This window comes from Bradyrhizobium sp. 17, from assembly GCF_023073515.1.
GTDB classification, from domain to species: domain Bacteria; phylum Pseudomonadota; class Alphaproteobacteria; order Rhizobiales; family Xanthobacteraceae; genus Bradyrhizobium; species Bradyrhizobium canariense_D.
The window spans coordinates 59,568-84,108 of the sequence record NZ_JADPJQ010000098.1; the positions used below are offsets into that span (position 1 = coordinate 59,568).

General features: G+C 63.6%; 26 protein-coding genes. 12 read left to right on the forward strand and 14 right to left on the reverse strand.

All coding sequences use genetic code 11. The features are described from left to right. The first annotated feature begins 2 nt into the window (after window positions 1-2). Both IVB13_RS18050 and folD read left to right on the forward strand, forming a co-directional pair. A complete protein-coding gene (locus tag IVB13_RS18050; protein WP_018459744.1) occupies window positions 3-347 on the forward strand; it encodes a DUF167 domain-containing protein in 345 nt (114 codons plus the stop codon). Between the two features lie 10 nt (window positions 348-357). Continuing rightward, a complete protein-coding gene (gene folD, locus IVB13_RS18055) occupies window positions 358-1,242 on the forward strand; it encodes a bifunctional methylenetetrahydrofolate dehydrogenase/methenyltetrahydrofolate cyclohydrolase FolD (protein WP_018459745.1) in 885 nt (294 codons plus the stop codon). A 37-nt stretch (window positions 1,243-1,279) separates the two neighbouring features. Here the strand turns inward: folD and ppa are convergent, their stop codons facing one another. Next, window positions 1,280-1,816, reverse strand: coding sequence for an inorganic diphosphatase (gene ppa, locus IVB13_RS18060; protein WP_007604168.1), 537 nt, complete (start codon window positions 1,814-1,816; stop codon window positions 1,280-1,282). Window positions 1,817-1,991: 175 nt separating this feature from the next. After that, a complete protein-coding gene (locus IVB13_RS18065; protein WP_007598725.1) occupies window positions 1,992-2,501 on the reverse strand; it encodes a GNAT family N-acetyltransferase in 510 nt (169 codons plus the stop codon). 262 nt (window positions 2,502-2,763) lie between these two features. On the opposite strand from IVB13_RS18065, the gene IVB13_RS18070 reads away from it, so the two are divergent. Together IVB13_RS18070 and IVB13_RS18075 are read left to right on the forward strand one after the other, a co-directional pair. Next, window positions 2,764-3,651, forward strand: a complete 888-nt coding sequence (locus tag IVB13_RS18070; RefSeq protein WP_018459747.1) for an alpha/beta fold hydrolase — start codon at window positions 2,764-2,766, stop codon at window positions 3,649-3,651. Between the two features lie 42 nt (window positions 3,652-3,693). Then, complete coding sequence (locus IVB13_RS18075) at window positions 3,694-4,101, forward strand: thiol-disulfide oxidoreductase DCC family protein (RefSeq protein ID WP_018459748.1); 408 nt, start codon at window positions 3,694-3,696, stop codon at window positions 4,099-4,101. 7 nt (window positions 4,102-4,108) lie between these two features. Here IVB13_RS18075 and IVB13_RS18080 read toward each other — a convergent pair whose 3' ends face one another. The 7 genes from IVB13_RS18080 to IVB13_RS18110 all read right to left on the reverse strand — a co-directional run bounded on the left by IVB13_RS18080 (window position 4,109) and on the right by IVB13_RS18110 (window position 11,652). Then, window positions 4,109-4,978 (reverse strand): type II restriction endonuclease, encoded by an 870-nt coding sequence (locus tag IVB13_RS18080; RefSeq protein ID WP_247370613.1) that lies wholly within the window; start codon window positions 4,976-4,978, stop codon window positions 4,109-4,111. After that, a complete protein-coding gene (locus tag IVB13_RS18085) occupies window positions 4,950-6,206 on the reverse strand; it encodes an NAD(P)/FAD-dependent oxidoreductase (RefSeq protein WP_247338195.1) in 1,257 nt (418 codons plus the stop codon). The genes IVB13_RS18080 and IVB13_RS18085 overlap by 29 nt, the downstream gene beginning before the upstream one ends. Before the next feature lie 125 nt (window positions 6,207-6,331). After that, window positions 6,332-8,158, reverse strand: coding sequence for a translational GTPase TypA (gene typA / locus IVB13_RS18090; RefSeq protein ID WP_018459751.1), 1,827 nt, complete (start codon window positions 8,156-8,158; stop codon window positions 6,332-6,334). 256 nt (window positions 8,159-8,414) lie between these two features. Next, window positions 8,415-8,684, reverse strand: coding sequence for a hypothetical protein (locus IVB13_RS18095; RefSeq protein WP_018459752.1), 270 nt, complete (start codon window positions 8,682-8,684; stop codon window positions 8,415-8,417). Beyond that, window positions 8,681-10,111: a radical SAM protein gene (locus IVB13_RS18100; protein ID WP_018459753.1), complete on the reverse strand. Its 1,431-nt coding sequence runs from the start codon at window positions 10,109-10,111 to the stop codon at window positions 8,681-8,683. The genes IVB13_RS18095 and IVB13_RS18100 overlap by 4 nt, the downstream gene beginning before the upstream one ends. Then, entirely contained in the window at window positions 10,092-10,808 is a 717-nt protein-coding gene (locus IVB13_RS18105; protein ID WP_247295794.1) for a prolipoprotein diacylglyceryl transferase family protein, read from the reverse strand. Before IVB13_RS18105 ends, IVB13_RS18100 begins: the two co-directional genes overlap by 20 nt. 79 nt (window positions 10,809-10,887) lie before the next feature. Continuing rightward, a complete protein-coding gene (locus tag IVB13_RS18110) occupies window positions 10,888-11,652 on the reverse strand; it encodes a Crp/Fnr family transcriptional regulator (protein WP_018459755.1) in 765 nt (254 codons plus the stop codon). 156 nt (window positions 11,653-11,808) lie between these two features. Between IVB13_RS18110 and IVB13_RS18115 the strand changes: the two genes are divergently transcribed. Beyond that, entirely contained in the window at window positions 11,809-12,210 is a 402-nt protein-coding gene (locus IVB13_RS18115) for a response regulator (RefSeq protein ID WP_026233873.1), read from the forward strand. Window positions 12,211-12,220: 10 nt separating this feature from the next. On the opposite strand, the gene IVB13_RS18120 is transcribed toward IVB13_RS18115, so the two are convergent. Together IVB13_RS18120 and IVB13_RS18125 are read right to left on the reverse strand one after the other, a co-directional pair. After that, entirely contained in the window at window positions 12,221-13,762 is a 1,542-nt protein-coding gene (locus IVB13_RS18120; protein WP_018459757.1) for an alkaline phosphatase D family protein, read from the reverse strand. Between the two features lie 103 nt (window positions 13,763-13,865). Beyond that, window positions 13,866-15,311, reverse strand: a complete 1,446-nt coding sequence (locus tag IVB13_RS18125) for a TAXI family TRAP transporter solute-binding subunit (RefSeq protein ID WP_247489935.1) — start codon at window positions 15,309-15,311, stop codon at window positions 13,866-13,868. A gap of 154 nt (window positions 15,312-15,465) precedes the next feature. Between IVB13_RS18125 and IVB13_RS18130 the strand changes: the two genes are divergently transcribed. Together IVB13_RS18130 and IVB13_RS18135 are read left to right on the forward strand one after the other, a co-directional pair. After that, a complete protein-coding gene (locus tag IVB13_RS18130; protein WP_018459759.1) occupies window positions 15,466-15,768 on the forward strand; it encodes a 4a-hydroxytetrahydrobiopterin dehydratase in 303 nt (100 codons plus the stop codon). A 91-nt stretch (window positions 15,769-15,859) separates the two neighbouring features. Next, the gene (locus IVB13_RS18135; protein WP_018459760.1) at window positions 15,860-16,249 is read left to right on the forward strand and encodes a YkvA family protein; all 390 of its coding nucleotides are present in this window, start codon (window positions 15,860-15,862) and stop codon (window positions 16,247-16,249) included. Between the two features lie 144 nt (window positions 16,250-16,393). On the opposite strand, the gene IVB13_RS18140 is transcribed toward IVB13_RS18135, so the two are convergent. The 3 genes from IVB13_RS18140 to IVB13_RS18150 all read right to left on the reverse strand — a co-directional run bounded on the left by IVB13_RS18140 (window position 16,394) and on the right by IVB13_RS18150 (window position 19,803). Next, window positions 16,394-17,560, reverse strand: a complete 1,167-nt coding sequence (locus IVB13_RS18140; RefSeq protein WP_247338184.1) for a TAXI family TRAP transporter solute-binding subunit — start codon at window positions 17,558-17,560, stop codon at window positions 16,394-16,396. Between the two features lie 18 nt (window positions 17,561-17,578). Then, the gene (locus tag IVB13_RS18145; protein ID WP_247370620.1) at window positions 17,579-18,622 is read right to left on the reverse strand and encodes a hypothetical protein; all 1,044 of its coding nucleotides are present in this window, start codon (window positions 18,620-18,622) and stop codon (window positions 17,579-17,581) included. A gap of 206 nt (window positions 18,623-18,828) precedes the next feature. Next, window positions 18,829-19,803: an NADPH:quinone oxidoreductase family protein gene (locus tag IVB13_RS18150; RefSeq protein WP_018459762.1), complete on the reverse strand. Its 975-nt coding sequence runs from the start codon at window positions 19,801-19,803 to the stop codon at window positions 18,829-18,831. A gap of 214 nt (window positions 19,804-20,017) precedes the next feature. On the opposite strand from IVB13_RS18150, the gene IVB13_RS18155 reads away from it, so the two are divergent. The 5 genes from IVB13_RS18155 (at window position 20,018) to IVB13_RS18175 (ending at window position 24,494) form a co-directional block, all read left to right on the forward strand. Next, the gene (locus IVB13_RS18155) at window positions 20,018-20,857 is read left to right on the forward strand and encodes an SDR family oxidoreductase (protein ID WP_018459763.1); all 840 of its coding nucleotides are present in this window, start codon (window positions 20,018-20,020) and stop codon (window positions 20,855-20,857) included. A gap of 117 nt (window positions 20,858-20,974) precedes the next feature. Continuing rightward, window positions 20,975-21,637 carry an invasion associated locus B family protein gene (locus tag IVB13_RS18160; RefSeq protein ID WP_018459765.1) on the forward strand — a complete coding sequence of 221 codons (663 nt, stop codon included), beginning with the start codon at window positions 20,975-20,977 and terminating at the stop codon, window positions 21,635-21,637. Window positions 21,638-21,806: 169 nt separating this feature from the next. After that, complete coding sequence (rlmN, locus tag IVB13_RS18165) at window positions 21,807-23,009, forward strand: 23S rRNA (adenine(2503)-C(2))-methyltransferase RlmN (RefSeq protein ID WP_018459766.1); 1,203 nt, start codon at window positions 21,807-21,809, stop codon at window positions 23,007-23,009. Window positions 23,010-23,166: 157 nt separating this feature from the next. After that, window positions 23,167-23,661 carry a hypothetical protein gene (locus IVB13_RS18170; protein WP_018459767.1) on the forward strand — a complete coding sequence of 165 codons (495 nt, stop codon included), beginning with the start codon at window positions 23,167-23,169 and terminating at the stop codon, window positions 23,659-23,661. Between the two features lie 56 nt (window positions 23,662-23,717). Then, window positions 23,718-24,494, forward strand: coding sequence for a phosphatase PAP2 family protein (locus tag IVB13_RS18175; RefSeq protein ID WP_018459768.1), 777 nt, complete (start codon window positions 23,718-23,720; stop codon window positions 24,492-24,494). Window positions 24,495-24,541 lie beyond the last annotated feature (47 nt).

Here is a 24,541-nt window from a genome sequence, read left to right on the forward strand (position 1 = left end):
GGTTGCCAAAGAACCTTGTCATCAAGGAACCTTGGCGTTACGGGGCCGCAGGTATCAGCATCGCGCTGCGGGTGACGCCGCGCGGCGTCCGCGACGACATCGACGGGATCGAGCAGCTCTCCGATGGCCGCAGCGTGCTCAAGGTGCGGGTGCGCGCTATCGCAGATGGCGGCGAGGCCAACAAGGCCGTTCTGGTGCTGCTGGCGAAATCGTTGGGCGTGCCCAAGGCCAGCGTCAAACTCCTGTCGGGAGCGACCTCGCGGCTGAAGCAGATCGCGGTCGACGGCGATCCGGCGCGGCTCGGCGAAGCCCTGCGCCAGCTCGCATCAGCCAAATCGACAGACTGAGGGAACTGACATGACCGCCAAGATCATCGACGGAAAAGTCATCGCCGCAGAACTTCGCGCCCGCGTCGCCGACGAGGTCGCACGCGTCAAGCGCGAGCACAATCTGGTTCCGGGCCTTGCGGTGGTCCTGGTCGGAAGCGACCCGGCGAGCGAGGTCTATGTCCGGTCGAAACACACCCAGACCCAGGCCGCCGGCATGGCCTCGTTCGAGCACAAGCTGCCGGCCGACGTCTCGCAAGCAGATCTCCTGGCGCTGGTCGCAAAACTCAACCGCGATCCCGCCGTGCACGGTATTCTGGTGCAACTACCGCTGCCCAAGGGCCTCAATACCGAGGCGGTCGTCAATGCCATCGACCCCGCCAAGGATGTCGACGGGCTGCATCCGAACAATGCCGGCCGCCTCGCCGGCGGTTTCGAGGCGCTGTCGCCCTGCACGCCGCTCGGCTGCATCATTTTGACCAAGAGCGTGCATGCTTCGCTTGAAGGCATGAACGCCATCGTCATCGGCCGCTCCAACCTCGTCGGCCGACCGCTGGTGCAGCTGTTGCTGAACGAGAACGCCACGGTGACCATCGCGCATTCGCGCTCGCGTGACCTGCCCGGGCTCGTGAGGCGCGCAGACCTCGTCTATGCCGCCGTCGGAAAGTGCGAGATGGTGCGCGGCGACTGGCTGAAGCCGGGGGCGACCGTGATCGACGTCGGCATCAACCGGATTCCGAGGGACGACGGCAAGACGCGTCTCGTCGGCGATGTTGCCTATCAGGAAGCGCTCGCCGTGGCTGGCGCCATCACGCCGGTACCGGGCGGCGTCGGTCAGATGACAGTCGCCTGCCTGCTCGTGAACACGTTGCGCGCGGCCTGCGCGATTGCAGGGCTGCCGAAGCCGGCGGTGTAGTTCACCTCGCCCCGCAAGCGGGGCGAGGGAGCAGAGCTCAGGCCTTCTTCTTTTTCTCGCGATCGATGCCTTCGAGGATCAGCTTGTGCGCATCTTCGGGGCCGCCCCAGCGCAGGATCTTCACCCACTTGCCGGGTTCGAGATCCTTGTAGTGCTCGAAGAAGTGCTGGATCTGCTGGAGCGTGATGTCCGGCAGGTCGGAATACGACTTCACCTTGTCATAGCGCTGCGTCAGCTTCGACGACGGCACCGCAAGAATCTTCTCGTCGCCGCCGGCTTCGTCTTCCATGAACAGCACGCCGACCGGGCGCACGCTCATGACCGCGCCGGGAATGATGGCGCGGGTGTTGATGATGAGGACGTCGCAGGGATCGCCGTCGTCGGACAGCGTGTGCGGAATGAAGCCGTAGTTCCCGGGGTAACGCATCGGCGTGTAGAGGAAGCGGTCAACCACCAGCGTGCCGGCTTCCTTGTCCATCTCGTACTTGATCGGTTCGCCGCCCACGGGGACTTCGATGATGACGTTGACGTCGTGAGGGACGTTTTTCCCGATCGAGACCGCATCGATACGCATTCAAGGCTCCGTTGTTGCCGAGGTTAAATCGCACCCGGCAGCGATTTTGGCGCTGTCATACGCGGGCTTGGCCCGCTGATCCATCGCGTTTTTGTGAAATAATGAATCCGGCGATCACCGGCTCAAGGCAGCGGTATCGACGGAAGGAAAACGCTGCCGGCGGGACTTCAGCAGCTCAATTGGTCCAAGCGAAGGCAACCTTGTCGAGCGACTTCGGCCCGAAACGCTCCGAGGACCGCGCCACCATGCGGCCGCCCAAGGCGCGGTAGAACTCGGTGGCCGGATCGTTGTCCGAGAGCGCCCACACCACCATGCTCTTCAGGCCGCTCTGCATCAGGTCGCGGCGGGCCGCGGTGAACAGGCGGCGACCAAAGCCCAGGCCCTGGAATTCGGGACGCAGATAGAGCTCGTAGACCTCACCGTCGAAATGCAGGCTGCGGGCGCGGTTGCGGCCGTAATTGGCGTAGCCTGCGATCTTGTCGCCGAACACCAGCACGCTGACGCGGCTGCCCTTGCGGATCGCGCTGTCCCACCATTGCGGACCGCGGCGGTTGATCAACTTCTCCAGTTCGGCGCCGGGAATGATGCCCTGATAGGCGGAGCGCCAGGCTTCGTCATGGGTGGACGCCACCGCAGTTGCATCTGCGGCTTTGGCCGGCCGGACCTCGATCAGGGTTGTGCTCATGGACGTGATCAAACCAAGTCGCCGCGCCGGCGGCAAGACCTATCGTTAATTATCGGTTAACGTGTGGACTTTCTGCATCAGTATTTGAACCATGTTGTACCGAAAAAAGACAAGACGCCGATTCGAATGGCACCGGGGTGCTCTGCGCCGGTGCAAAACTGCTTTGCGGCAACGAATGAACGGCAATGGCAACGCAGAAAGTCTGCCGATATTGATTCGTTCCTACTAGTCTAACTGTCGCTGTTCTCGCCTCCGGCAATTCATGCGGATCCCCAACATCCTCGTGCCTTTGGCTCTGCTGGCCTTGCTGGCTGCGCCGCCGGTGTGCGCTCAGGTTTTTGGTTCGTCCGGAGCGGAGGGCGATCCGTTTCGCCGTCAGCAATGGCGCGTGCCGTCGCCGGATACCGACATCGCCGCTCATGCCCGGCTGTTTCGCCCGCCGGGTGCCGGCCCGTTCCGGCTTGCGGTGATCGCGCATGCTTCGACGCAAAATGGCTTGCGGCGCGCGCAAATGTCTCAGCCGGAATACCGCGCACTCACGGCATTCCTCATCGCGCGCGGCTTCGCCGTGCTGGTGCCCGAACGGCTCGGCCATGGTGCGACCGGTGGCCGCTATGTCGAGGACCAGGGTGGCTGCGACGAGGCGGACTACGTGCGCTCGGGCCGCGCAACGGCCGACGAAATCGCGCTCGCGCTGGACTATGTGCGAAAGCAGGATTTTATCCGCAAGGACGCCGCGATCGTGATCGGCCATTCCGCCGGCGGTTGGGGCGCGCTGGCGCTCGCGAATGCCGATCCGAAGGCGATCTCCGCCATCATCGCCATTGCGCCGGGCCGCGGCGGCCATGCCAATGACGAGCCGAACCGGATCTGCGCGCCGCATACGCTTCTCGCCGCGGCGGCTGAATTCGGCAAGGCCGCGCGCATCCCCATCACATGGCTCGTTGCCGCCAATGACAGCTACTTTGCACCGGCATTTTCGCTTGCGTTGGTCGATGCGTTTCGCGGCGGCGGTGGCAAGGTCGACTTCCGAACGACGCCGGCCGTCGGTAGCGAGGGCCACTGGATGATCGAAACCGAGGCAGGCGTCAAAGCCGCGAGTGCCGAGCTTGCGCGTGGGTTGAAGCCGGCGGCTGCCAAAAAGCCATGACGCCGTATTCCTGGTCACGCACCTGATATTGGACAATCGCTAATGCCCAAATGGCCCGACGATGACGTCATCCTGTTCGACGGCGTCTGCATCTTCTGCTCGCGCTGGGTCCGCTTCGTCGCCAAAAGGGACCCGGCGAAGCGGTTTCGCTTCACGCCGATTCAATCTGACTATGGCGCCCGGCTCGCGCGCACGTTCGGCATCGATCCCGCTGATCCCGACACCAATGCCGTGGTTCACGGCGGCGCGGTGTTCATGAAGTCGGACGCTGCGCTGACGGTGCTGTCGCAGCTCCCCGGCTGGGGCTGGGTGCGCGCGTTGTTCGCTGTGCCCAAGCCGCTACGGGACCCGCTCTACAATCTCGTCGCGCGCAACCGATACCGCATCTTCGGCAAGTATGATTCGTGCTTCGTACCGGATGCCGACTTGCGGGCGCGGGTGATCGAGTAGGACGTGGTCAGCGTTGGATTTTCTCTACAAGAGCCACAAATTCTTGCAGGTCCAAAAGGGCTCTTTGTTGAGTCGACTTGTACGTTTCGTGAAGCTTTTTTGGCAAGACAAGTTGCAACGATTTGGTGCGCATTTCGGATGTTTGATTTTCTGAAATTCCGGGCTCTAACGTCAAGAGATGCTTCGTCTTGATCCGGTTCGCTTCAGCTAACACTTGACGCCACCGATCCTTGCAGGTCGATTTTGCGCCGAGCATTACAAGGCGATTTTCTGAAAACGCTGACGAATTGTATTCCTTCGCCCCCGGGAACAGGAAATCCGGTCTATTGTTATTTTCGGTTCGCGCCCCTCTCTCGAACCTTAGCTTGCGGGCAGAAAAAATTGCAGCGAGATGATGCTCAAGAGCCGATCCGGCGCGCGACTTGCGGCGATTCTGGACGCTCAGCGAAAATTTGATGAAGCCTTCAACGTCAGCCTTCTTGCTGAGCATGAAACCGTCGGCCAGCCTTTTCGAGACAATGTGCCGCTCTAGGGTACGGAACAACCTTTCCTCAAATTCGATCCATGTCATGAGCGCGTGATCAGGATCGTCTCTAACACTCGTCTCGGGAGCATGCTTCCTAGCAAACTCAGAGAAGATGCCCGTTGCGGGGAATTCTGCACCAAATTTCTTTAGGAGCGCGTCGAGCCACTCATCCTCAGTAACGATAGCTTCGATTTCGATGAGCTCAAGAATATAGCGAGCCGTGAAAGAAAGTTCCTGACCGCGCTCTCGGCGAAAGTCTCGCTTATTGTCGTCGAAACGGTCTCCGGTTGCACGCAGACCGAATAGCCAAAAGAGTTGCTGCTCAATTGCGCTGCCCGCGGTGCAACTCATCGCAAGCAGTGGACCAGATTTTGGCTTGCAGAAAAACAGCGTGTCGCCAGCGCGCGCCTTCCGAACGACTTCTTCGGCAGCCGCCCGCAAAGAACAGCCGCCCATCGGTCGGTGCCGCCAGCACGGCGCGGTCACCGGCGTGGCCGGGCAGGGCGTGCGAGTAGGAGCCTCTCGCGAAGGGGTCGTGGGCCCAGCGCGACTCGTAGAGCGGCTTCAGCTTTCGCCTGATGTCGTTGCCGAGGAAGCCTGCGATCTCCTCGATGCTTTGGGCGGCAATGGCGCCGTCGCCCGCGTCTTCCAGTTCGCGTGCAAAGCTGCCGCCGAAAAAGCCTTCGATGCAGGGCTGGCCGAACGGGCGGATATGATAGGTGCCCATGTCAGTGCGCATCGTGGCGCCGCGCAAATTACCTTCCTTCGGGAAGGCTTCGGCATCGTCGAGCGCCAGCGTCACCTTGTCATCGACACCGAGCGGCAGGCCGGCCGCGGCGTCGACCTTGGCGGGGAGAGGTGGCGAGAAGCGGATCGCCTCATTGGCGATCAGATTGGTCGGCACGGTGACGATCACCTTGTCCGCGGTCAGCGTGCCCTGCGATGTCTCGATGCGGATGCGCTGGTCGGAATGATCGATCAGCGTGACGTTGCAGTTCAGCGCCACCGGGCATGGCGCGCCATAGGCCGCGATCAGCGCGCCGTAGCCGCGGCGGACGCGCCAGTTGAGGTCGCTGTCCTCATACGCGTCCCAGTCCAGCGTCGACATGTCCTTCAGTTCGCAGCCGTTGATGTAGGTCGAGATCGCGTCGATCATGGGATTCCAGCGATTGCCGGGCTCCAGGCTGAAGCTCGCGGGGACATCCTGGCCCTTCTGGGCGGTCTCCCACAGCCGCTGATAGAAGGCGTCCATGGCGTGCATGAAATCATCGCGCTCGGCTTTCGGAAACGCGTCGCCATAGGCGCGCTCGCGCCAGGGCGGGAGGTCCTTGTTGACCTCGAAATCGAGCTGCTTTGCAATCGCGACGAAGGAGTTGTTGTCCGCCGAATGCAGCCAACCGCAGCCGACGTCGAAGGTGACTTCGGGCGAGGCCTGCACCGTCCAGGCCCGGCCACCGAGCCGGTTACGCGCCTCGAGCACGATCACGGAGAGGCCGGAGCCTGCCAGCGCATGCGCCGCGCCGAGACCGGCGGCGCCCGCACCGATGATCGCGACGTCGACGGAGGAGGGGAGGGACATAGCGGTCAATTTCATCGTCATGCCCGGGCTTGTCCCGGGCATCCACGTCATTGACACCAGTATCGAAGACGTGGATGGCCAGGACAAGCCCGGCCATGACGCATTCGTCGTGTGTCCGAGTGGCCTTAAGCCACCGCTTCCTTGGATTTTTCCGCGCGCTTGCGCTCGTTCGGGTCGAGGTGCCGCTTGCGCAGGCGGATCGACTTCGGCGTGATCTCCACCAGCTCGTCGTCCTCGATATAGGCCAGCGCCTTTTCCAGCGTCATGCGGATCGGCGGGGTCAGGCGCACCGCTTCGTCCTTCGACGTGGTTCGGATGTTGGTGAGCTGCTTGCCCTTGAGCACGTTGATCTCGAGGTCGTTGTCGCGGGTATGCTCGCCGACGATCATGCCCTTGTAGACCTTCCAGCCCGGCTCGATCATCATCGGGCCGCGATCTTCCAGCTTGAACATGGCGTAAGCCACCGCTTCGCCCTGGTCGTTGGAGATCAGCACGCCGTTGCGGCGGCCCTGGATCTCGCCCTTGTACGGCGCGTAGCCGTGGAACAGACGGTTCATGATCGCGGTGCCGCGGGTATCGGTGAGCAGCTCGCCCTGGTAGCCGATCAGGCCGCGGGTCGGCGCGTAGAACACCAGCCGCAGACGGTTGCCGCCGGACGGCTTCATCTCGATCAGCTCGGACTTGCGCTCGCTCATCTTCTGCACGACGACACCGGAATGCTCCTCGTCGACGTCGATGACGACTTCCTCGATCGGCTCGAGGGTGGCGCCGGTGGCCTCGTCCTTCTGAAATACGACACGCGGACGCGACACCGAAAGCTCGAAGCCCTCGCGGCGCATGGTCTCGATCAGGATCGCGAGCTGCAATTCGCCACGGCCTGAAACTTCCATCGCGTCCTTGTCGGAGGCTTCGACGACCCGCAGCGCAACGTTGCCCTCGGACTCGCGCAGCAGGCGGTCGCGGATCATGCGGCTGGTGACCTTGTCGCCTTCGGTGCCGGCGAGCGGCGAGTTGTTGACGATGAAGGACATCGACACGGTCGGGGGGTCGATCGGCTGCGCCACCAGCGGGGTGTCGACCGACGGATCGCAGAAGGTGTCGGCGACGGTGCCCTTGGTCAGGCCGGCGATGGCGACGATGTCGCCTGCCTCGGCTTCGTCGAGAGGAGTGCGCTCGATGCCGCGGAAGGCGAGGATCTTGGTGATGCGGCCCTGCTCGATCGTCTTGCCGTCGGCGCCCAGCACCTTCACGGCCTGGTTCGGCTTGATCGAGCCTGAGGAAATACGGCCGGTGATGATGCGGCCGAGATAGGGGTTGGCTTCCAGAATGGTGCCGATCATGCGGAACGGGCCTTCCTCGACGGTCGGCGGCGCGACATGGCGCACGATCAGGTCGAACAGCGGCTGCATGCCGGCTTCCTGCGACCCGTCCGGGCTCTCGGCCATCCAGCCTTGCTTGGCCGACCCGTAGAGGATCGGGAAGTCGAGCTGCTCCTCGCTGGCGTCGAGCGCCGCGAACAGGTCGAACACCTCGTTGATGACTTCGGTTGCCCGCGCGTCGGGACGGTCAACCTTGTTGATCACGACGATCGGCTTCAAACCGACCTTGAGCGCCTTGGAGACCACGAATTTGGTCTGCGGCAGCGGCCCCTCGGCGGCGTCGACCAGCACCAGCGCGCCGTCCACCATGTTGAGGATGCGCTCGACCTCGCCGCCGAAATCGGCGTGGCCTGGGGTATCGACGATGTTGATGCGGGTGTCCTTCCACTGCACCGAGGCCGCCTTGGCCAGAATGGTGATGCCGCGCTCGCGCTCCAGATCGTTGGAGTCCATGGCGCGCTCAGTCACCTTCTGGTTCTCGCGATAGGTGCCGGATTGCTGGAGGAGGCGGTCGACCAGGGTCGTCTTGCCGTGGTCGACGTGGGCGATGATGGCGATGTTGCGAAGATTCATGAGTGGGCTTCTTTGCGGTCGGACAATGGGTTAAGCGCGATCTCGCCGGTCAGACCGGGACCTCTTCTCGAAACAACGCTTGAAGACTGGAAACGGGGCGCTTTCCGCCCAAAAGGGAAAGCCCGGCATATCGACCGGGCACCCTACGCGTTGCGGCGCAATATAGGCAAAAACCGCCAAAAAACAATGTGTTCTTTGGCCGTTGGTTGATTGAATTTTGTCCGGGAATTCCCGGGGGTTAGGCGAAAAGCCGGGCTCAGCCGCGCCGGCCCTTGATCGCGGCCCAGATCAGGGCGACCCCGCCCAGCCCCACGACCAGGCCTACGAACACCAGCGGTGCCACGTCGGAACCCATCCGGCCGCCCTCGATCACCGACATTCCGCCGAACAGCAATGCGCAGGCACCGGGTAGCAGCATGAGGATCCCGAAGATCGCCATGATCGCGGTCAGGCAGCCGCCGCGCTTGTTCGGCGGGGCAGGAGGCGGTCCCGGAGGGGCTGGCGGCGGCGTGTCGCTGATGCTCATGCCTGCAGGACTCCTGCGGTTGACTGCGCCGCCAGTTCGGCGCGGATGCCGTCGATCTTTCCGTTTCGGTAGAACAGATTGTAGGTGTCGAACGGGATGATCGCGCCGTTCTCGGTGACGAAATGGATGCAGCTGCGCTTGACGTTGCCGACGCAGAAATTGAAGCGATCGAGAAACTGCACGATGGTGACGCGGAATACGTTCTCGTACGTGATTCCCTGCGGCACCTCGAAGCTCGGCAGGCAGCACAGCAATTCGCAGACGCGCTCGCTCGTGTTCAGCGGTCCCGAGGACAGCGAGAACAGATCGATGAATTTCTCCCTCAGCGCCGGATGCTTCTCCGGGCTTATCGTATTGGGCAACAATGCGACGAGTTGCTCCTGCGGGATCAGCGAGGTCAGCGGCAGCACTTTCTTGCCGTTGCGCAGGCCGTAACCGATCGAGATGCTTTCGGGATTGCAGGGCAGCGGGATCATGTCCTTGTCGCCGAACACGCCGGTTTCGACCACGCGCTTGCGGATCTCCGACAGCATGATGCGATCGGTGTTCTTGTCGAAATTTTCGTTGCGGCCGGCGTCCTGCACCGGCTGCAGCGTGACGCCGCGAACGCACTTCCAGGTCAGCGCGTGGCGGACGATGTCGCCGATCTCGGCATCGTTGACACCGCGCTTGATGGTCGCCACCAGCGTGGTCGATACGCCGTAATGCTCGAGATTCTCCAGCGCCTGCTGACGGATCTTGCGCAAATCCGCGCCGCGCAGATTGATCAAAGCGTCGCGTTCGAGCGAGTCGAACTGGAGATAGACCTCGAGCCCGCGCTTGTTCTCGGCGAGCCGCGCCACGAAATCCTTTTCGCGGGCGATACGCAGGCCGTTGGTGTTGATCATGACATGGCGGATCGGGCGGGCGCGCACCGCATCGAGGATCGCGAAGAAGTCGGGATGCAGCGTCGGCTCGCCGCCGGAGATCTGCACCAAATCAGGCTCGCCCTCGCTCGCGACCAGCGCGTCCAGCATTCGCTCGACCTTGGCCAGCGGCGTGAAGCTGGTCCGCGCCGGCGAGGAATCGGCAAAGCACACCGGGCAGGTCAGATTGCAATGCTCGGTGATCTCGATCAGCGCGAGGCAGGAATGCTGCTCGTGGTCGGGGCACAGGCCGCAATCATAGGGGCAGCCGAATTCGGTATGCCGTTGAAAGGCCAGCGGCCGGTCGCCCGGCTTGATGAAATCCTTGCACAGGCGCCAATACGCGGCGTCCGTCGACACGAGCGTGGACTGGACGCCATGCTCCTTGCAGCGCTTCTCGTACCAAACCTCGTTGTCGAGGATCTGGATCTTGGCCGGCACCAGCTTCAGGCAGGTCTCGCAGAGAGATTGGGTCTGGCCCCAGAAGATATAGGGACGCGACTTACGCAACGGCGCGTTCATGCATGGGTCTCGCATTGGGCGCCCTCGCCAGCATGACGACGGCGTAGAGCAGGATGGACAGCGACAGCAGGTGAAACAGCGTGAAGGGGCCGATCAGCGTGCCGTAGGGCTTGAGGAATTCCCACAGGAAGCGCTGTGCTCCATAGTAGACGAGGACGAGGTAGAAACCATTGGTGATCACAAACGCGCTCCGGTTCAAGACCGCCACCACGTAGAGCAGCGCGAACACCCCCATCGCGGCGCTTTCGTAGAGCTGCACGGGATGGCGCGGGATGCCGTCGGCGAAATCATGGCCCCAGGGCCATGCCGTCGGCGTGCCGTAGGTGAAATCGTCGAGGCCCGCGAAAAAGCAGCCGAGCCGGCCGATCGCGATGCCGAGCGCCAGCGGCAGCGCAAAACGGGCGCCGGTTCGGACCGTGATCCCTGCGGACCATTTGTAGAGCTCGATCGCCAAGATGCCGCCGACCAGCGCTCCTTCCACGGAGCGCGCGATGCCGCTCTGGCCCGACAGCCACAGATTGGCGGAGCCGAACAGATAGGCGCCGAGCCCCGCGCCGAACACCAAAGCGGCGAGGTAGGACCGCTCAAAGGATTGCGCCGGAAACCGCAAGCCCTGTCGCGACAGCCCGTAGAGCGCCACGGCCGCAGTCAGCCACGCCGCGATGTCGAAGAGAGTGTGAAGGAAAGCCCCGCTCATGCGGGGACATTAGCCCAGGTTCCCCCGCGGCGGGATAGTGCGGCCGCTTCTTATCCCCGAAGAGGAGCGAGTCAGGCGGCTAGCCGGCCTGCCTCTCCTCGGTCGGATAGACGCCGCGCAGCACCTCCTCGAAGTGCATCTTCACGGCCTCGTTGCACAGGCAGGAGCGCAGGCGCAGGCCCTCGCGGTTGCGGACCAGGATCGATCCGCGTCGCGTGTCGAGCACGCCCTCCGCCTTGAACGACTGGAGCACGCGGCTGGCATAGCTGCGGCCGACGCCGAGCAGTGTCGCGAGTTGCTCGTGCGTCAGAGGCACGCTGCTCTCGTCGCCGGTCCGCTCCATAGCGGCCAGCATCCATTTGGCGGTGCGCTGCTCGATCGAGTGAATGGCGTTGCAGGCGGTGGACTGGAAGATCTGAGCCAGCATGCAGTCGGCGTAACGAGCGAAGACATGGCGCAACGAGGGCGAGCGCTGCTTGGCGGCCTCCAGCTTGCTGACGTGAATTCGCGCAAACGGCCCGCCGAATTTCACGCAGATCCGGGTATAGGCCGGCAGATAACCCTCGCTGACGATGCCGCCCACCGCGCCTTCGCGGCCGACCAGGATGGTCTCGACATCGCGGCCGTCCTCATTGGGAACGAGGAAGGTTGCAAGCGACGGTCCGCAGGGGAAGTGGACGACCTGGACGTCGTCGCCGGGGTTGTAGAGCAGCTCATTCGCTGCGGCGCTTTCGAGCATGACATGCGGCGCAAGCAGGGCGAAGTCGGCCGGGCTCAAGCGCCGCAGCAGATTGTTGGTCGGCCGGCTATCGATCTCGGTGGCGTTGCTGGTCCGCGCGTCCATCTTAAACTCCCATCCGCCTCCACATTTAGCGAGTTCCGACGAGGTCCTGTGTGCACAAGTAGACAGACCTAACAACTGTGATGTGGTGGTTTCGTTCCGGGAACCTCCGCGCCGGGTACAGGCGTCGTGACGCGGTATCCCAGTCAGAGAAACCTCATGCTCCAAGTTACGATGATGGCACCCGCTGTTTCCGATGGTTCAAACTGTCCCGCCGATGTGCTCATTGTCGAGGACGATCCGATCATCGCGATCGACTTCGAAGATCGCCTGCTCGGATTTGGCGTGAAGAGCGTCCGCACGGTAGGTTCAGTGGCGCAGGCGCTGACCGCAATCGCGGCGCACGCCCCCGAATTCGCCTTGCTCGACGTCGGTTTGAGTCGCGAGAACAGCTTTGCGGTCGCCGAACGGCTCGCGGCGCTGAAAATTCCCTTTGTGTTCGTCACCGGCTACGGCGCTGACGCGCGCATCCCGCCCGAATTCGCCGGCCAGCCGCGATTGCAGAAGCCGTGTTCGAGCGACGCGCTGGAGGCGGCGCTCCAGGTCCGCGCGGCGAACTAGCGATACGGCGTCAGGCCGGCTTCGGATCGAGCGTGGTTGACCACAGCGCGACGTCGGCGCGGTCGCGCAAGGTCACCGTCATCTGGCCGGAAGCGCCGTCGATCTTGACGTGACCGAAGAACTGCATGCCGGCGGATGGCGGCAGGTTCTGGTTGTCTTTCCCGGGCGCCTTGACGAAACGCACCTCCGGCCCAAACGTATTGTCGAGCGCGTTCGGACCGAATGTGCCCGCGTGAAGCGGGCCCGACACGAACTCCCAGAACGGCTCGAAATCCTGGAATTGCGCCTTGTTCGGATCGTAATAATGCGCGGCCGCGTAATGCACGTCCGCCGTGAGCCACACGGTGTTGCTGACCGGCGCCATCTTGATGAAACGCAGGATGTCGGCGATCTCGAACTCGCGGCCGCGCACCGGGCCGTCGCCCTGCGCAATGGCTTCCGATCCCCCCTTCGGCGTGTCTGACACGACGAGGCTGAGCGGCATGTCGGAGGCGATCACTTTCCAGGTCGCGCGAGAATTCAACAGGCCGCGCTTGAGCCAGGCGATCTGGTCCGGGCCGAGGAAATAGCTGGCCGGGTCGTAAACGGTTTCGAGGTTGGGGCCGTTCGGGCCGCGATAGCTGCGCTCGTCGAGCACGAACACGTCGAGATGGGGACCATAGGAGATCTGGCGATAGACGCGGCCGGGCTCGACGATGCTCTCGCGCATCGGATACATCTCGTGGAAGGCACGGCTTGCGCGGGCCGCAAGCAGTGCGATGTCGCGCTCCTTGTAGGTCGCCGGCAGCTCCTTCGACAGCGACCAGTTGTTGGTCACCTCATGGTCGTCCCACTGCACGAAGATCGGCACTTCGGCATTGAAGGCGCGAAGATTGTCGTCGGTGAAATTGTATTTGTGCGCGGCGCGGTACTCGTCCAGCGTCTCGGCGACCTTGGCCTTCTCGGGAATCGTGACGTTCTTCCAGATCTTGCCGTCCGCGAGCTTCACCTCGGACTGGATAGGGCCGTCGGCATAGATGGTGTCACCGGAGTGCAGGAAGAAATCCGGACGGTGCTTGCGCATCGCCGAGAAGGTGAACATGCCGCCGTCATCAGGGTTGATGCCCCAGCCTTGTCCTGCGACGTCGCCGCCCCAGACGAAGCTGACGTCGCGACGGTCGGCGGGTGCGGTGCGGAAGCGGCCGGTCACCGGCTCGCCCTCCACCGCGGTGTGCGAAAGATCGCGGAAGCGGACGCGATAAAAAATGTCCTGTCCGCCCGGCAGGTTTTCGATCAGCATCTTCGCGGTGAAGTCGCTGTCGGGCAGCGCCGCGATCGGCGGCAGCGCGCGGGCATCCCTGAACGACTCCGTCGTCGCCACCTCGACCAGCATCTGTGCGGGCCGGTCGGTGCGCGCCCAGACCACGCCGCTGTCGACGGTGACGTCGCCCGACTGCACGCCATGGGTCACCGCCGGCCGGTCGGCCGCGCGGGAGAGATGGGGCATTGCGACCGCGCCGAGCGCGCCGGCGCTGGTCGTCAGGAAACGGCGGCGGGAGAATTTGATGTTCATGAAGACGGTCTCGATATCGCGTGAGGCGATCGCCCAGGGCGGTCGCCATGGTGAAGCAGACGCTATATTGAGACAATGTGACGCGGCGATAACGCGCGAGCGCTTACGCGTTGCCAGCGGCCCGGAATTGGGCACCGGCGCGCTGCAGGTTCTGCGGCAGGCTGAACAGCACCGCCTTGCGGTCGGCAACCGCCGCATGGAACTGGTCGAGCGCGATGTTGAAGGCGGTGAGCGCACCTTCCTCGATCGCGCCGTGGTCGTAGCAGCGCAGCGTATCGCGCAGGATCTCGTCGGCCTCGGTCTGCATCTGATCGAGATCTTCAGTCGTTTCGCTCTTTCGAGCGGCGGTGATCATGTCGAGCAGCCGCCCGCGCAGATGGCTGTTGTTGTCGCGCTCGTCCTTCTTCAGATAGCCCGCAAACCAGGCGCCGATCGAGCCCATGGCCGAGAGCGCCATCAGGGTCCACCAGATGTAATCGCTGTATCTGTCGAGGAAGGTCTTTTCTTCGCCGTCGACGAAAGCGGCGGCGCCGGGATGCACGGGAATCACCGCATCCTTGTCGGTGTCGGGCGTTTCGATCTTCGCCGCCAGCGGGAATTCCGTCACCAATTGCTGGCGTACGGAGAAAAGCTGGCGCGTGAACGCCGCGATGGTGGTTTCGGACACTGCTTTGCGCGCCACGATGTGGTGCGAGAAGCTGATGGTCTTGACCTCGTCATCGGGACGATCGGGCGAGCCGCCGTAAGTGCCCGCGGGAATCTCGGCCGCTTCATAGACCGGATGGTTCTGGGCGATCGCATCCGCGGAATCGATCGCGAGAAAGGTCGGCGTGCCGAAATCCTTGGTGGAAGCGGCGATCGCCTCCGCCGTGATCTTGCTGTTGACGGGACCGGCCGCGAGATAGGCATCAGCCCTCTGCGCCTTGATCGCTTCGACGGCTTCGGTTGCCGGGTATTGCACGATCTCGACCTTGGCGGGATCGACACCGTATTGCTGCAGGATCACCTTGAGCAAATTGACGTTGGCCTGGGTGCGGCCGACCACGCCGACCCGATGTCCGGCGAGCTGCGCGATCTTGGTGATCTTCGCGCCCTTCTTCTTGCCCTTGCCGGACACGGACCATAGCGCCACGACGTTCTTGCGCAGGGTCGCAACCGCTTGCGCGTTCTTCGGTACGTCGACGTCGCCGCGCACAATGGCAAGATCGGCCTTGCCTTCCGCGAGCAGATTGGCGCTGGCGGTGGCGCCGTCGGTCTGGATCGGGCGCAACCGCACAGAACTCTTATGCTGCGCGAAGGCCTGGGTCAGTGCCTGCACGACCTTGACGTCATCGCTGTTGGCGGGGCCGACCGCGATCTTCAGCGTCACCGGCCGCATGGCAAAGTAATAGCCGCCGGCGAGCGCGCCAACGATCGCGAGCACCAGCGCGAGAGTCACGAGCGCCGTCTTCCGCGCCGATGATCGCGGCGAGGGCGGGGTGGGCGCTTCGGCCAGGTCCAATCCCCCGGTCATCGATCTCCCGAACATTCGCTTGAGGCTCAGTTTCATCTTGGCCGGCGGTTTACGCCTGCAAGTGTAGCAAATTTCTTGTCCGGCAGGGTTACATCTCCGTCATGGTTAGCGGATGGGGTCCAATCCCGTATGAACCCGGGGCGTCAGTGCGGTGTTAGGGTAAAGTTCCCCTGAAAGGACGGAGGCGAGGATGACAGAACGGCTCTCGGCGGAGGCACGCAGGCAGGCGCTGGGCGAACTACCTGGCTGGACCGAGGCTCAAGGACGCGAGGCGATCGGGAAAACCTTTGTCTTCAAGGATTTCAACGAGGCGTTCGGCTTCATGACCCGCGCGGCACTGGTCGCCGAGAAGATGGACCACCACCCCGAATGGCGCAATGTCTACAAAACGGTGGAGGTGGTGCTGTCGACCCATGACGCCGGCGGCGTCACCGCGCTCGACATCGAGCTCGCCAAGGCGATGAACGCCATCGCCAAGCTGACACCAGGCTGACGTCTTGCAGGGGAAGGCCGCGTCCCCATCTTGTGATCAGCACGGGATGCGGCGATCTGCCACCCAGGCTGGAACGGGGAGTTTGTCGAACATGGCTGCCGAACACAGCGTCGGTTTCGAGCCCGCCGACCGGCTCGCGGAAGATCGTGAGAGCGTGCGCCGCCGCTTCTGGCGCAAGCTGAAGCGTGTCGCCGCGCATCTGCCGTTCGCGGAGGATCTGCTCGCGGCCTATTACTGCGCGTTCGACCGCCAGACGCCACGCCATGTCCAGGCCTCGCTGCTCGGGGCGATCGCCTATTTCATCCTGCCGTTTGATTTCGTTCCCGACGTGATGCCGATCCTCGGCTTCACCGATGACGCCGCCGTACTCGCCACCGCGATCCGCATGGTTGCCAGCCACATCACGAACGAGCATCGCGAAGCCGCCCGCGCCGCGCTGAAGCGCGGGGTGGATGAGGTGGAGCCGGAAGCCGCGCAATAGCTGTCGCCGCATACTCCGCTGTCATTCCTCGCGATGGTGCGGAATCCAGCACGCCGCGGCCTTCCGATTGAACCATAACCGTCTCGGAATGCTGGATCGCCGCCTTCGCGGGCGATGACAGCTGTATGTGTGGATGACTGCTCGCTACTTCTTCTCCGCCTGCGCCTGGGCCTGGGCCTTTTCGGCGTCCCACGCCTGGAATTGCTTGAACAGCGTTTCCTTGTCCGCGTCGGACACTTTTGCGGCCGAGGGGCTCTGTCGCAGGAACGCCTCGAAGCGTTGCCGCGTCACCGGTTCGACGCCGTGGCGGTCGAGCCATTGCTGCGCCACCGGCAATCTGTTCCAGCCCGCCAGGGGCGCCGCGAGCGAGACCTCCTTCCACTTTGGATGGAAGGGCGGGTTCTGCAGCGTCGGGAATTTCGTGAAGAACGCGTCCACGTACAGTGCAAGCTTGCGGTAGCGCTCGGTGTTGGGCGCCCAGTTGTAGGCCGCGAGCACGGCCGGCACCGCGATGGTGTCCACGCTCTCGCCCTCCTTGACCAGGTTCGGATAGTCCTTGGCGGTCAGCGTCGCCGGCAGATAGTCGCTCTGGAGGGGCTTTGCATAATCCACGGTCGCAAGGTGGAAGCGGCCGTCATTGCCGAAGGTCGAAACGGACTTGTACGGTTTGCCGCCGACCACGATGACGGCGTCGATCTCGCCGGCCTTCAGTTTCTCCATCGCGATGCGCTGCTCGACATAAACGAATTTCGCCTTGATCCCGAGCCGCTCGAACACGGTGAGCGCGGTGACGAAGGTGCCGCCGTTGGGCAGATCGACGCTTACAGTTTTGCCTTCCAGATCCTTGAGTGTCGCGACCGATTTTGGCGCGATCACCTGCATCTCTTCGTTGTAGAGCTTCGTCACATAGGTGAATTGCTTCTTGATGTCCTTGGCAAAACCTTTGCGCTCGAGATAGTCGAGCGTATCCGCGCGGACGATTCCGAGATCGACGCCTTGCAGGAACAGGATGTCGGCAACGCTCTGCACCGAACCTCGGCCGACGATTGGCAACACACGAATCCTGTTGCCGTCGTCGAGCACGGAGGCGAGGTCGGCGCCGAATTGCACATAGGTGCCGCCGATCGTGCCGGTGATCAACGTCACGGTGTTGGCGTTCAGCGACTGCTTGGTCGAGGTCGAACCGAACTGGAAGATGGCTTTCAGGCTGTCAGAGACCTTGGCCGGATCATATTCGGTCTGCTCCGCGCGTGCCGCGAAGGCATAGATCATCATGATGGCGGCAAGCGCCATTCTCAAAGCATTACGCATGATATCCCCTAAAGAGTTCTAGTTCTGAAGCTGGGCGAGGCGTTGCCGCGCCTCCGCCGATCCAAGGCCTGCGGCCTTTTGGTACCAGTCGCGCGCGGCGGTCGCGTCGGCAGCAACGCGCCGCGCGTCGCTCGTGCCCAGCACCGCCGGGTCATAGGTTTGCGCGAGCAGAAATGCAGCCGTTGCATCCTGTGCATTGGCGGCCCGTTCGAGCAGCAGGCGCGCCGCGGCAATGTCGCCGACCGCCAACAGACCGTTCGCGCGCGCCATCAGCCCAGCCAGTGTGTCGGCATCGAGCGTCTTAGCGGGCGGTGGGGGCGCAGGCGGCGCCGCGACTGGCCCGGGCGCCTGGGCTTGCAGCGCGGTTTGATAGGCAGTCGCAATCGCTTCGCGGCTCGGAGCTGAGGCTGCGGGGAGATCCTGCGCGTCAGCGCTCGCCAGCCTTGTGTTGCTCAAGCGCGCCGGGTCCTTGTACGCGGTCTGAGGCCTGTCCGGCACGTTGGCCGACGCCATGGCCTGGTCCAGCTCGGCACCCGTCGGGCCGGCAGCGTCGGCGGCGAAGAGATTGCGGAGACTGGGCTGATACAGCGCGGCCGCAACGGCCAGCGTGGATGCGATGAGAACCGCCGCGAGAACACGCGGGACAATTCTGAGCCGGGGACCCAACGCCCGCGCCGTATATTCGCCTGACTCCGGCACACCGAGCGGATCGGACAGGAACAGTGGAATTGGATCTTCCGGTGACAGATCGAGCCGCGCGGCGCGCGCACGGATATAGGACGCGACGGCCGGATGTGATGCAGCTTGATCGGAATCGAACGATCTCGATTCCCTGGACGGGCGGTACGCCGTCGTCTCCATGGTGATGCTCCCCACTACTAACGCAACGCTGGGGCATCCCGGCTTCAGTCTTTTTGTTGTTGTCCAGAAATGCCCCGCAAACTGGAGCCGGTAAATCGCCGTCTGAATCAGCCCAAAAAACGTCGGCGGCTTGCGCGAATCGGGAGATATTTGGGTTTGATTGAGGCGAGGCGGAGGAATGCCCCGCAATTTTGTCGACAATGGTTGACGGGGATTGACCCGGCGGCGGCGCGGACACTGCCTGTCCCGCGCTCGCGGTCATTCCCCGCGAAGGCGGGAAACCAGTACGCCGCGGCTTCTCGATTCAATGACTGACGTCTCGGAGTACTGGTCGCCCGGTCAAGCCGGGCGATGACAGTTGAGCTCGTGGCGAGCGGCCGTACCGACACACGTCGTGCCGCATAGCCTCACGGATGCAGGATCACTTTGCCCATCGCCTGGCGTCCGGCGAGCACCTTGAGCGCATCCGCCGTCTGCGCCAGCGGGAAGACGCGATCGACATGCGAGGAGATCTTTCCTTCCGCTGTCCACTTCACGAGCTTCTCGAGATTGGCGCGGTTCTTTTCCGGGTTGAGCCGGGTCCAGGCGCCCCAGAACACGCCGCGGATATCGCAGCCCTTCAGCAGCGCGAGGTTCAGCGGCATCTTCGGAATGTCGCCGGCGGCGAAGCCGATCACGAGGAAGCGGCCTTCCCAGGCAATCGAGCGCAGGGCCTGCTCGGCATAGGTGCCACCAACCGGATCGAAGATGATGTCGACGCCCTTGCCGCCCGTAAGCTTTCGCAGGCCTTCCTTCAAATCTTCCTTGCCGTAATTGAGCGCGAGTTCTGCGCCGTGCGCCTTCGCGAATTCGAGCTTCTCGTCCGACGAGGCGCAGGCGATCACCTTCAGGCCCATCAGCTTGCCGAGCTCGCACGCGGCAAGTCCGGTGCCGCCGGCGGCGCCGAGCACCGCGAGCGTCTCGCCCGGCTTCGGGCTCGCGCGATCTTCCAGCGCATGCAGCGCGGTGCCGTAGATGATGATGATGCCGGCCGCGCGGTCATAATCGAGATTGTCGGGGATCTTCACGATCGATGCCGCCGGCAGCGCGATCTTTTCGCGCGCGCCGTTGTGGCCGCAGGAGGCGACGACGCGATCGCCGATCTTCAGATCAGTCACGCCGGGACCGATGCTCTCGATCACCCCAGCCACTTCGGCGGCCGGCGAGAACGGGAATGGCGGCTTGATCTGGTACTTGCCTTGAATCATCAGGATGTCGAAGAAGTTCAGCGCCGCAGCCTTGATCGCGATCACGGCTTCGCCGGGACCGGCCACCGGATCCGGCACGTCGGCCAGAACGAGATCGTCGGGCTGGCAATATTGCGAGCAGAGGATGGCTTTCATGGCGGCACCTTCTTGAGAAGTGAAGTACTGGGCGTTTCGAGTGGATTTATAGTTTGCCCGTTTCTGCCGGATTTAGGTGCGGGCGACAATCCGGTTTCTTTGTCAGTTGGAACGCAGGAGCCTATCCTCCCGTCATTGGGAGCGTAGCGAAGCCTATTTCCGCGGTACGGTTTCCCGCTGCGCGCGCAACGACGAAACAAGAAGGATTCAAACCATGTTTGAAACAGGCCTGCTCAAGGACAAGCGCATCCTCGTCACCGGCGGCGGTTCGGGCCTCGGTGCTGCAATGGCGCACCGTTTCCTCGCGCTCGGCGCCGAGCTCGTGATCTGCGGCCGCAAGCTCGATCGGCTCGAGGCGGCGGCGAGCAAGATGCGCGAAGAGAACGGCGGCAAGGTCACCACGATCGCCTGCGATATCCGAGACGGCACCGCCGTCGAGAGCATGATGGACGCGATCTGGCGCGGGGCGCCGCTCGATATTCTCGTCAACAATGCGGCTGCGACTTTCATCGCGCAGAGTGAGCATCTCTCATTCCGCGCCGCGGATGCGATTCTCGCGCCGACCCTGCATGGTGCGATGTATTGCACGCTTGCCGCCGGCAAGCGCTGGATCGACGGCAAGCATGGCGGCGTCGTGCTCTCGATCCTCTCGACCTCGACCATCACCGGTCGCGCCTTCACCGTGCCGTCGGCGATGGCGAAGTCGGCCGTGTTGGCGATGACCAAAAGTCTCGCCGTGGAATGGGGCCCGAAGGGAATCCGCACCGTCGCGATCGCGCCGGGACCGTTCCCGACCGCCGGCGCCTCGGGCCAGCTCCGCCCCGAGGGTCGCGACGAAGGGTGGGCCGCGCGCAACCCGATGGGACGAGCCGGCGAGCACCCCGAGCTTGCCGACCTCGCCAGCTTCCTAGTCTCCGACCGTGCCGGCTACATCAACGGCGAGATGGTGGTGATCGACGGTGGCGCGCATTTGCGCAGCTCCGGCGTCGAGGATTTGTTGCGCTGGACCGATGCGCAATGGGCGGAGCAACGCGCGGCGCGATCCAGGGCCTAGTCGCCGCGACCTTCGCTAACTGCCTTCCCAAATTGGACTTTCCCGGCTATCCCTGCCCCGGGGACAATGCGCGACCGGGCCATCTTCCAGTCACAATATTGAGGGAACCACTCCAGCATGTGGCGGGTGCTGATTTTAGCTTTGATGACGGGCGTGGCGGCCTGTGGAATCATCGATTCCGCGCGGGCGCAGACGGCGCAGCCTGCGCCCAAGACTGCACCGAAAGAGGCCGCGCCGAAACCGGCCGCGCCGGCGGCCAATACGACCGGAAAGACGGCTGCAAAGCCCGAGAGCAAGCCGGCGGCCCCGCACGCGGCGGTTGCCGGCGGCGCGGAGCCAACCCTGATCGGTCAGTTCGGCACCTGGGGCGCCTATTCGGCCGCGCCCAACGGCAAAAAGGTCTGCTTCGCGCTGGCCAAGCCGTCGTCGTCGAAGACCAACCCGCCGAATCGGCCGCGCGATCCTGCCTATGCCTTCGTCTCCACCCGCCCGGCGGAGAAGGTCAACAACGAAGTCTCGGTCATGATCGGCTATGCGCTGAAGCCGGGCTCTGAATCCTCGGTCGAGGTGGGCGGCGCCGCTTTCGCCATGTACTCGCAGGGCGACGGTCTCTGGATCAAGAACGCGGCCGAGGAAGAGCGGATGGTCGAGGCCATGCGCAAATCCGCCGATCTCGTGGTCAAGGGCATGTCGTCCAAGGGGACCGAGACCACCGACACCTTTTCGCTGAAGGGCCTTGCCCAGGCGCTCGACAAGATCGCGCAGGATTGCAGGCGTTAAGCCTGCGGTCGATAAGGTCGCAATCGGCCGTTCCGGTTGCTATATAGGGCGCGTTCCAGATTTTCTCCCGTCATTCCGGGGCGATGCGTAGCATCGAACTCGGAATCTCGAGGTTCCGGGTTTAGTCCTTTGGACCATCCCAGAACGACCACCTAAATCAGGCCATTCCATGCAACCGACGACCGAGCCGCACAACGCAACACTGGTGGAGAAGACTCCGCTCGAGACCTATGTGCCGCCGGCGAGGCCCTCGCTGATCGGCCTGTCGCGCACCGAGCTTGCCGATCGCCTCGGCGAGATCGGCGTTGCACCGGCGCAGCGCAAGATGCGCGTGCAGCAGCTGTGGCACTGGATGTATTTCCGTGGCGCCCAGAATTTCGAAGAGATGACGTCGGTCTCGAAGGGCATTCGTGCCGAGCTCGCGCAACATTTCACCGTCGACCGGCCCGAAGTCGTGGCCGAGCAGATCTCCAACGACGGCACCCGCAAATGGCTGCTGCGGCTGCCGAGCGGCGACAATGTCGAGCGGGCGCATGAAGTCGAGTGCGTCTACATCCCCGAAACCGATCGCGGCACGTTGTGTGTGTCCTCCCAGGTCGGCTGCACGCTGAACTGCTCGTTCTGCCACACCGGCACGCAGCGCCTGGTGCGCAATCTCACCGCCGGGGAGATCGTCGGACAGGTGATGGTGGCGCGCGATCGTCTGAATGATTGGGCCGATCGCGAAGACGGTACGCGCCGCGTCACCAACATCGTGATGATGGGCATGGGCGAGCCGCTCTACAATTTCGACGCGGTGCGCGACGCGCTGCTGATCGTCGGCGACAACGAAGGCATCGGCATCTCCCGCCGCCGCATCACGCTGTCGACCTCGGGTGTGGTCCCGAATATCGTGCGCGCGGGCGAGGAGATTGGAGTGATGCTCGCGATCTCGCTGCATGCGGTGCGCGACGAGCTGCGTAACGAGCTGGTGCCGCTCAACCGCAAATATCCGATCAAGGAATTGCTGCAGGCCTGCCGCGACTATCCCGGCGCCTCGAACGCGCGCCGCATCACCTTCGAATATGTGATGCTCAAGGGCGTCAACGATTCGCTCGACGATGCCAAGCTGCTGGTGAAGATGCTCAAGGGCATTCACGCCAAGATCAATCTGATCCCGTTCAACCCCTGGCCCGGCACCGCCTATGAGTGCTCGGACTGGGACCAGATCGAAAAATTCTCCGAATACGTCTTCAACGCCGGCTATTCCTCGCCGGTGCGCACTCCGCGCGGCCGCGACATCCTCGCCGCCTGCGGCCAGCTCAAGTCGGAGACGGAAAAGCTCTCGGCCCGTGAACGCCAGACGCTGCGGGCCATGGCGATGACGGATTGATATTGATGATGGCGACGCTCTCAACGCCCGTCATGGCCGGGCTTGACCCGGCCATCCACGTCGAGCCACGAGAGAGCAAGTCGTGGATGCCCGGGTCAAGCCCGGGCATGACGATTGTGGATGTGGCGACGCCGTCAGTCACCAATTCGTTCCCATCATGTCCCTGATCGGCCGCCTCGTCGTCATCTTCATCGGCTTCCTCGCCGCCTGTTTCGTCGGCGGCATGATCGTTGTCGTCGCGCTGTTGTTTCCGGAGTTCGCCGATCTCGGCGCCGGTCCCGTCGATCAGGGCACGATCGATATCCTGCTCGGGTTCGGCTTCATCTTCGTCTCGGGCTTTGCGCTGGTGCCGGCGGCGGTGATCGTGGCGATCACCGAGGCGCTCTACATCCGCAGCGCGCTCGCCTATGCCGTGGGCGGAGGCGTCGTGGGGCTCGCCTGCTATCTCGGCCTGGTCCCGTTTCATTCCGACACGCTGCAATTCGAAGGCATTGTGCGGCGGCATCTGGAGATCATGACCGGCGCGGGCATCGTCGCCGGCGTCGTCTACTGGCTGATCGCCGGCCGCAATGCCGGCGCTTGGCGCAATCCGCCGCCTGCGCGCCAACCGCCTCCGCCGCTGCCGTCGAATTCGCGGCCGGATGCGCGGTGACTTTCTGACTTGTCACGGGGTTTTCATCCCTTTCCCACTGGGCTAAACCGCGCGCCATGAACCGGACTGGACTCTTCATCGCCCTGGCGCTGTGGCTCGTGATCGGCGTCGTTTTCGGCCTCTATCCCGAGCTTGATCTCAAGCTCGCCGCGCTGTTCTTCGACCCTGAGACGAAAACGTTTCCGCTCAAGCTGAACGGTTGGGCCGGCTTCGCGCGCGACGCCGCGATGTGGGTCGCCTGGGCGTTCGTGCTGCCTGCGCTGATCGCGCTCGTGGTCAAGATGGTCCGGCCCGACCGCCCGCTGATGGTATCCGGTCGCGCGATCGTCTTCCTGCTGGTCACGATCATCATGTCGGCCGGCATCCTCACCAATCTCGCCTTCAAGTCCTATTGGGGCCGGCCGCGCCCGGTGGTGGTGACGCAGTTCGCCGGCGACCAGCAATTCGTGCCGTGGTGGGATCCGCGCGGGGGCTGCGCGCGCAACTGCTCGTTCTTCTCGGGCGAGGGCGCGACCGCGTTCTGGACGCTGGCGCCGGCCGCACTGGCACCGCCGGCGTGGCGACCGCTCGCTTATGCCGGAGCCGTGGTGTTCGGCCTCGTGACCAGCGGGCTGCGGATGGCCTTTGGCGGCCATTTCTTCACCGACGTGTCGATCGCCGGCCTCGTCACCTTCGTCGTGATCTGGTTTGCCTACGCGCTGATTTACCGCTGGCCGCGGACCCGGTTTTCCGACGAGGCGGTCGATGCCGCCCTGACTCGGCTGAACATGCCCGCTTACCGGCTCCGCCAGCGCCTGTTCGGACGCAAGACGGGTGCCGAGCCGTCAGTTTGAGCCATTAAAGGGGTGCCGAGCCCCGCGAAATTTGATATTCGCGCGGT

Coding starts and splice junctions, on each gene's coding strand:
- folD (WP_018459745.1), top strand. CDS start 358: ATGACCGCCAAGATCATCGACGGAAAAGTCATCGCCGCAGAACTTCGC.
- ppa (WP_007604168.1), bottom strand. CDS start 1,816: ATGCGTATCGATGCGGTCTCGATCGGGAAAAACGTCCCTCACGACGTC.
- IVB13_RS18065 (WP_007598725.1), bottom strand. CDS start 2,501: ATGAGCACAACCCTGATCGAGGTCCGGCCGGCCAAAGCCGCAGATGCA.
- IVB13_RS18070 (WP_018459747.1), top strand. CDS start 2,764: ATGCGGATCCCCAACATCCTCGTGCCTTTGGCTCTGCTGGCCTTGCTG.
- IVB13_RS18075 (WP_018459748.1), top strand. CDS start 3,694: ATGCCCAAATGGCCCGACGATGACGTCATCCTGTTCGACGGCGTCTGC.
- IVB13_RS18080 (WP_247370613.1), bottom strand. CDS start 4,978: ATGAGTTGCACCGCGGGCAGCGCAATTGAGCAGCAACTCTTTTGGCTA.
- IVB13_RS18085 (WP_247338195.1), bottom strand. CDS start 6,206: ATGTCCCTCCCCTCCTCCGTCGACGTCGCGATCATCGGTGCGGGCGCC.
- typA (WP_018459751.1), bottom strand. CDS start 8,158: ATGAATCTTCGCAACATCGCCATCATCGCCCACGTCGACCACGGCAAG.
- IVB13_RS18095 (WP_018459752.1), bottom strand. CDS start 8,684: ATGAGCATCAGCGACACGCCGCCGCCAGCCCCTCCGGGACCGCCTCCT.
- IVB13_RS18100 (WP_018459753.1), bottom strand. CDS start 10,111: ATGAACGCGCCGTTGCGTAAGTCGCGTCCCTATATCTTCTGGGGCCAG.
- IVB13_RS18105 (WP_247295794.1), bottom strand. CDS start 10,808: ATGAGCGGGGCTTTCCTTCACACTCTCTTCGACATCGCGGCGTGGCTG.
- IVB13_RS18110 (WP_018459755.1), bottom strand. CDS start 11,652: ATGGACGCGCGGACCAGCAACGCCACCGAGATCGATAGCCGGCCGACC.
- IVB13_RS18115 (WP_026233873.1), top strand. CDS start 11,809: ATGCTCCAAGTTACGATGATGGCACCCGCTGTTTCCGATGGTTCAAAC.
- IVB13_RS18120 (WP_018459757.1), bottom strand. CDS start 13,762: ATGAACATCAAATTCTCCCGCCGCCGTTTCCTGACGACCAGCGCCGGC.
- IVB13_RS18125 (WP_247489935.1), bottom strand. CDS start 15,311: ATGAAACTGAGCCTCAAGCGAATGTTCGGGAGATCGATGACCGGGGGA.
- IVB13_RS18130 (WP_018459759.1), top strand. CDS start 15,466: ATGACAGAACGGCTCTCGGCGGAGGCACGCAGGCAGGCGCTGGGCGAA.
- IVB13_RS18135 (WP_018459760.1), top strand. CDS start 15,860: ATGGCTGCCGAACACAGCGTCGGTTTCGAGCCCGCCGACCGGCTCGCG.
- IVB13_RS18140 (WP_247338184.1), bottom strand. CDS start 17,560: ATGCGTAATGCTTTGAGAATGGCGCTTGCCGCCATCATGATGATCTAT.
- IVB13_RS18150 (WP_018459762.1), bottom strand. CDS start 19,803: ATGAAAGCCATCCTCTGCTCGCAATATTGCCAGCCCGACGATCTCGTT.
- IVB13_RS18155 (WP_018459763.1), top strand. CDS start 20,018: ATGTTTGAAACAGGCCTGCTCAAGGACAAGCGCATCCTCGTCACCGGC.
- IVB13_RS18160 (WP_018459765.1), top strand. CDS start 20,975: ATGTGGCGGGTGCTGATTTTAGCTTTGATGACGGGCGTGGCGGCCTGT.
- rlmN (WP_018459766.1), top strand. CDS start 21,807: ATGCAACCGACGACCGAGCCGCACAACGCAACACTGGTGGAGAAGACT.
- IVB13_RS18170 (WP_018459767.1), top strand. CDS start 23,167: ATGTCCCTGATCGGCCGCCTCGTCGTCATCTTCATCGGCTTCCTCGCC.
- IVB13_RS18175 (WP_018459768.1), top strand. CDS start 23,718: ATGAACCGGACTGGACTCTTCATCGCCCTGGCGCTGTGGCTCGTGATC.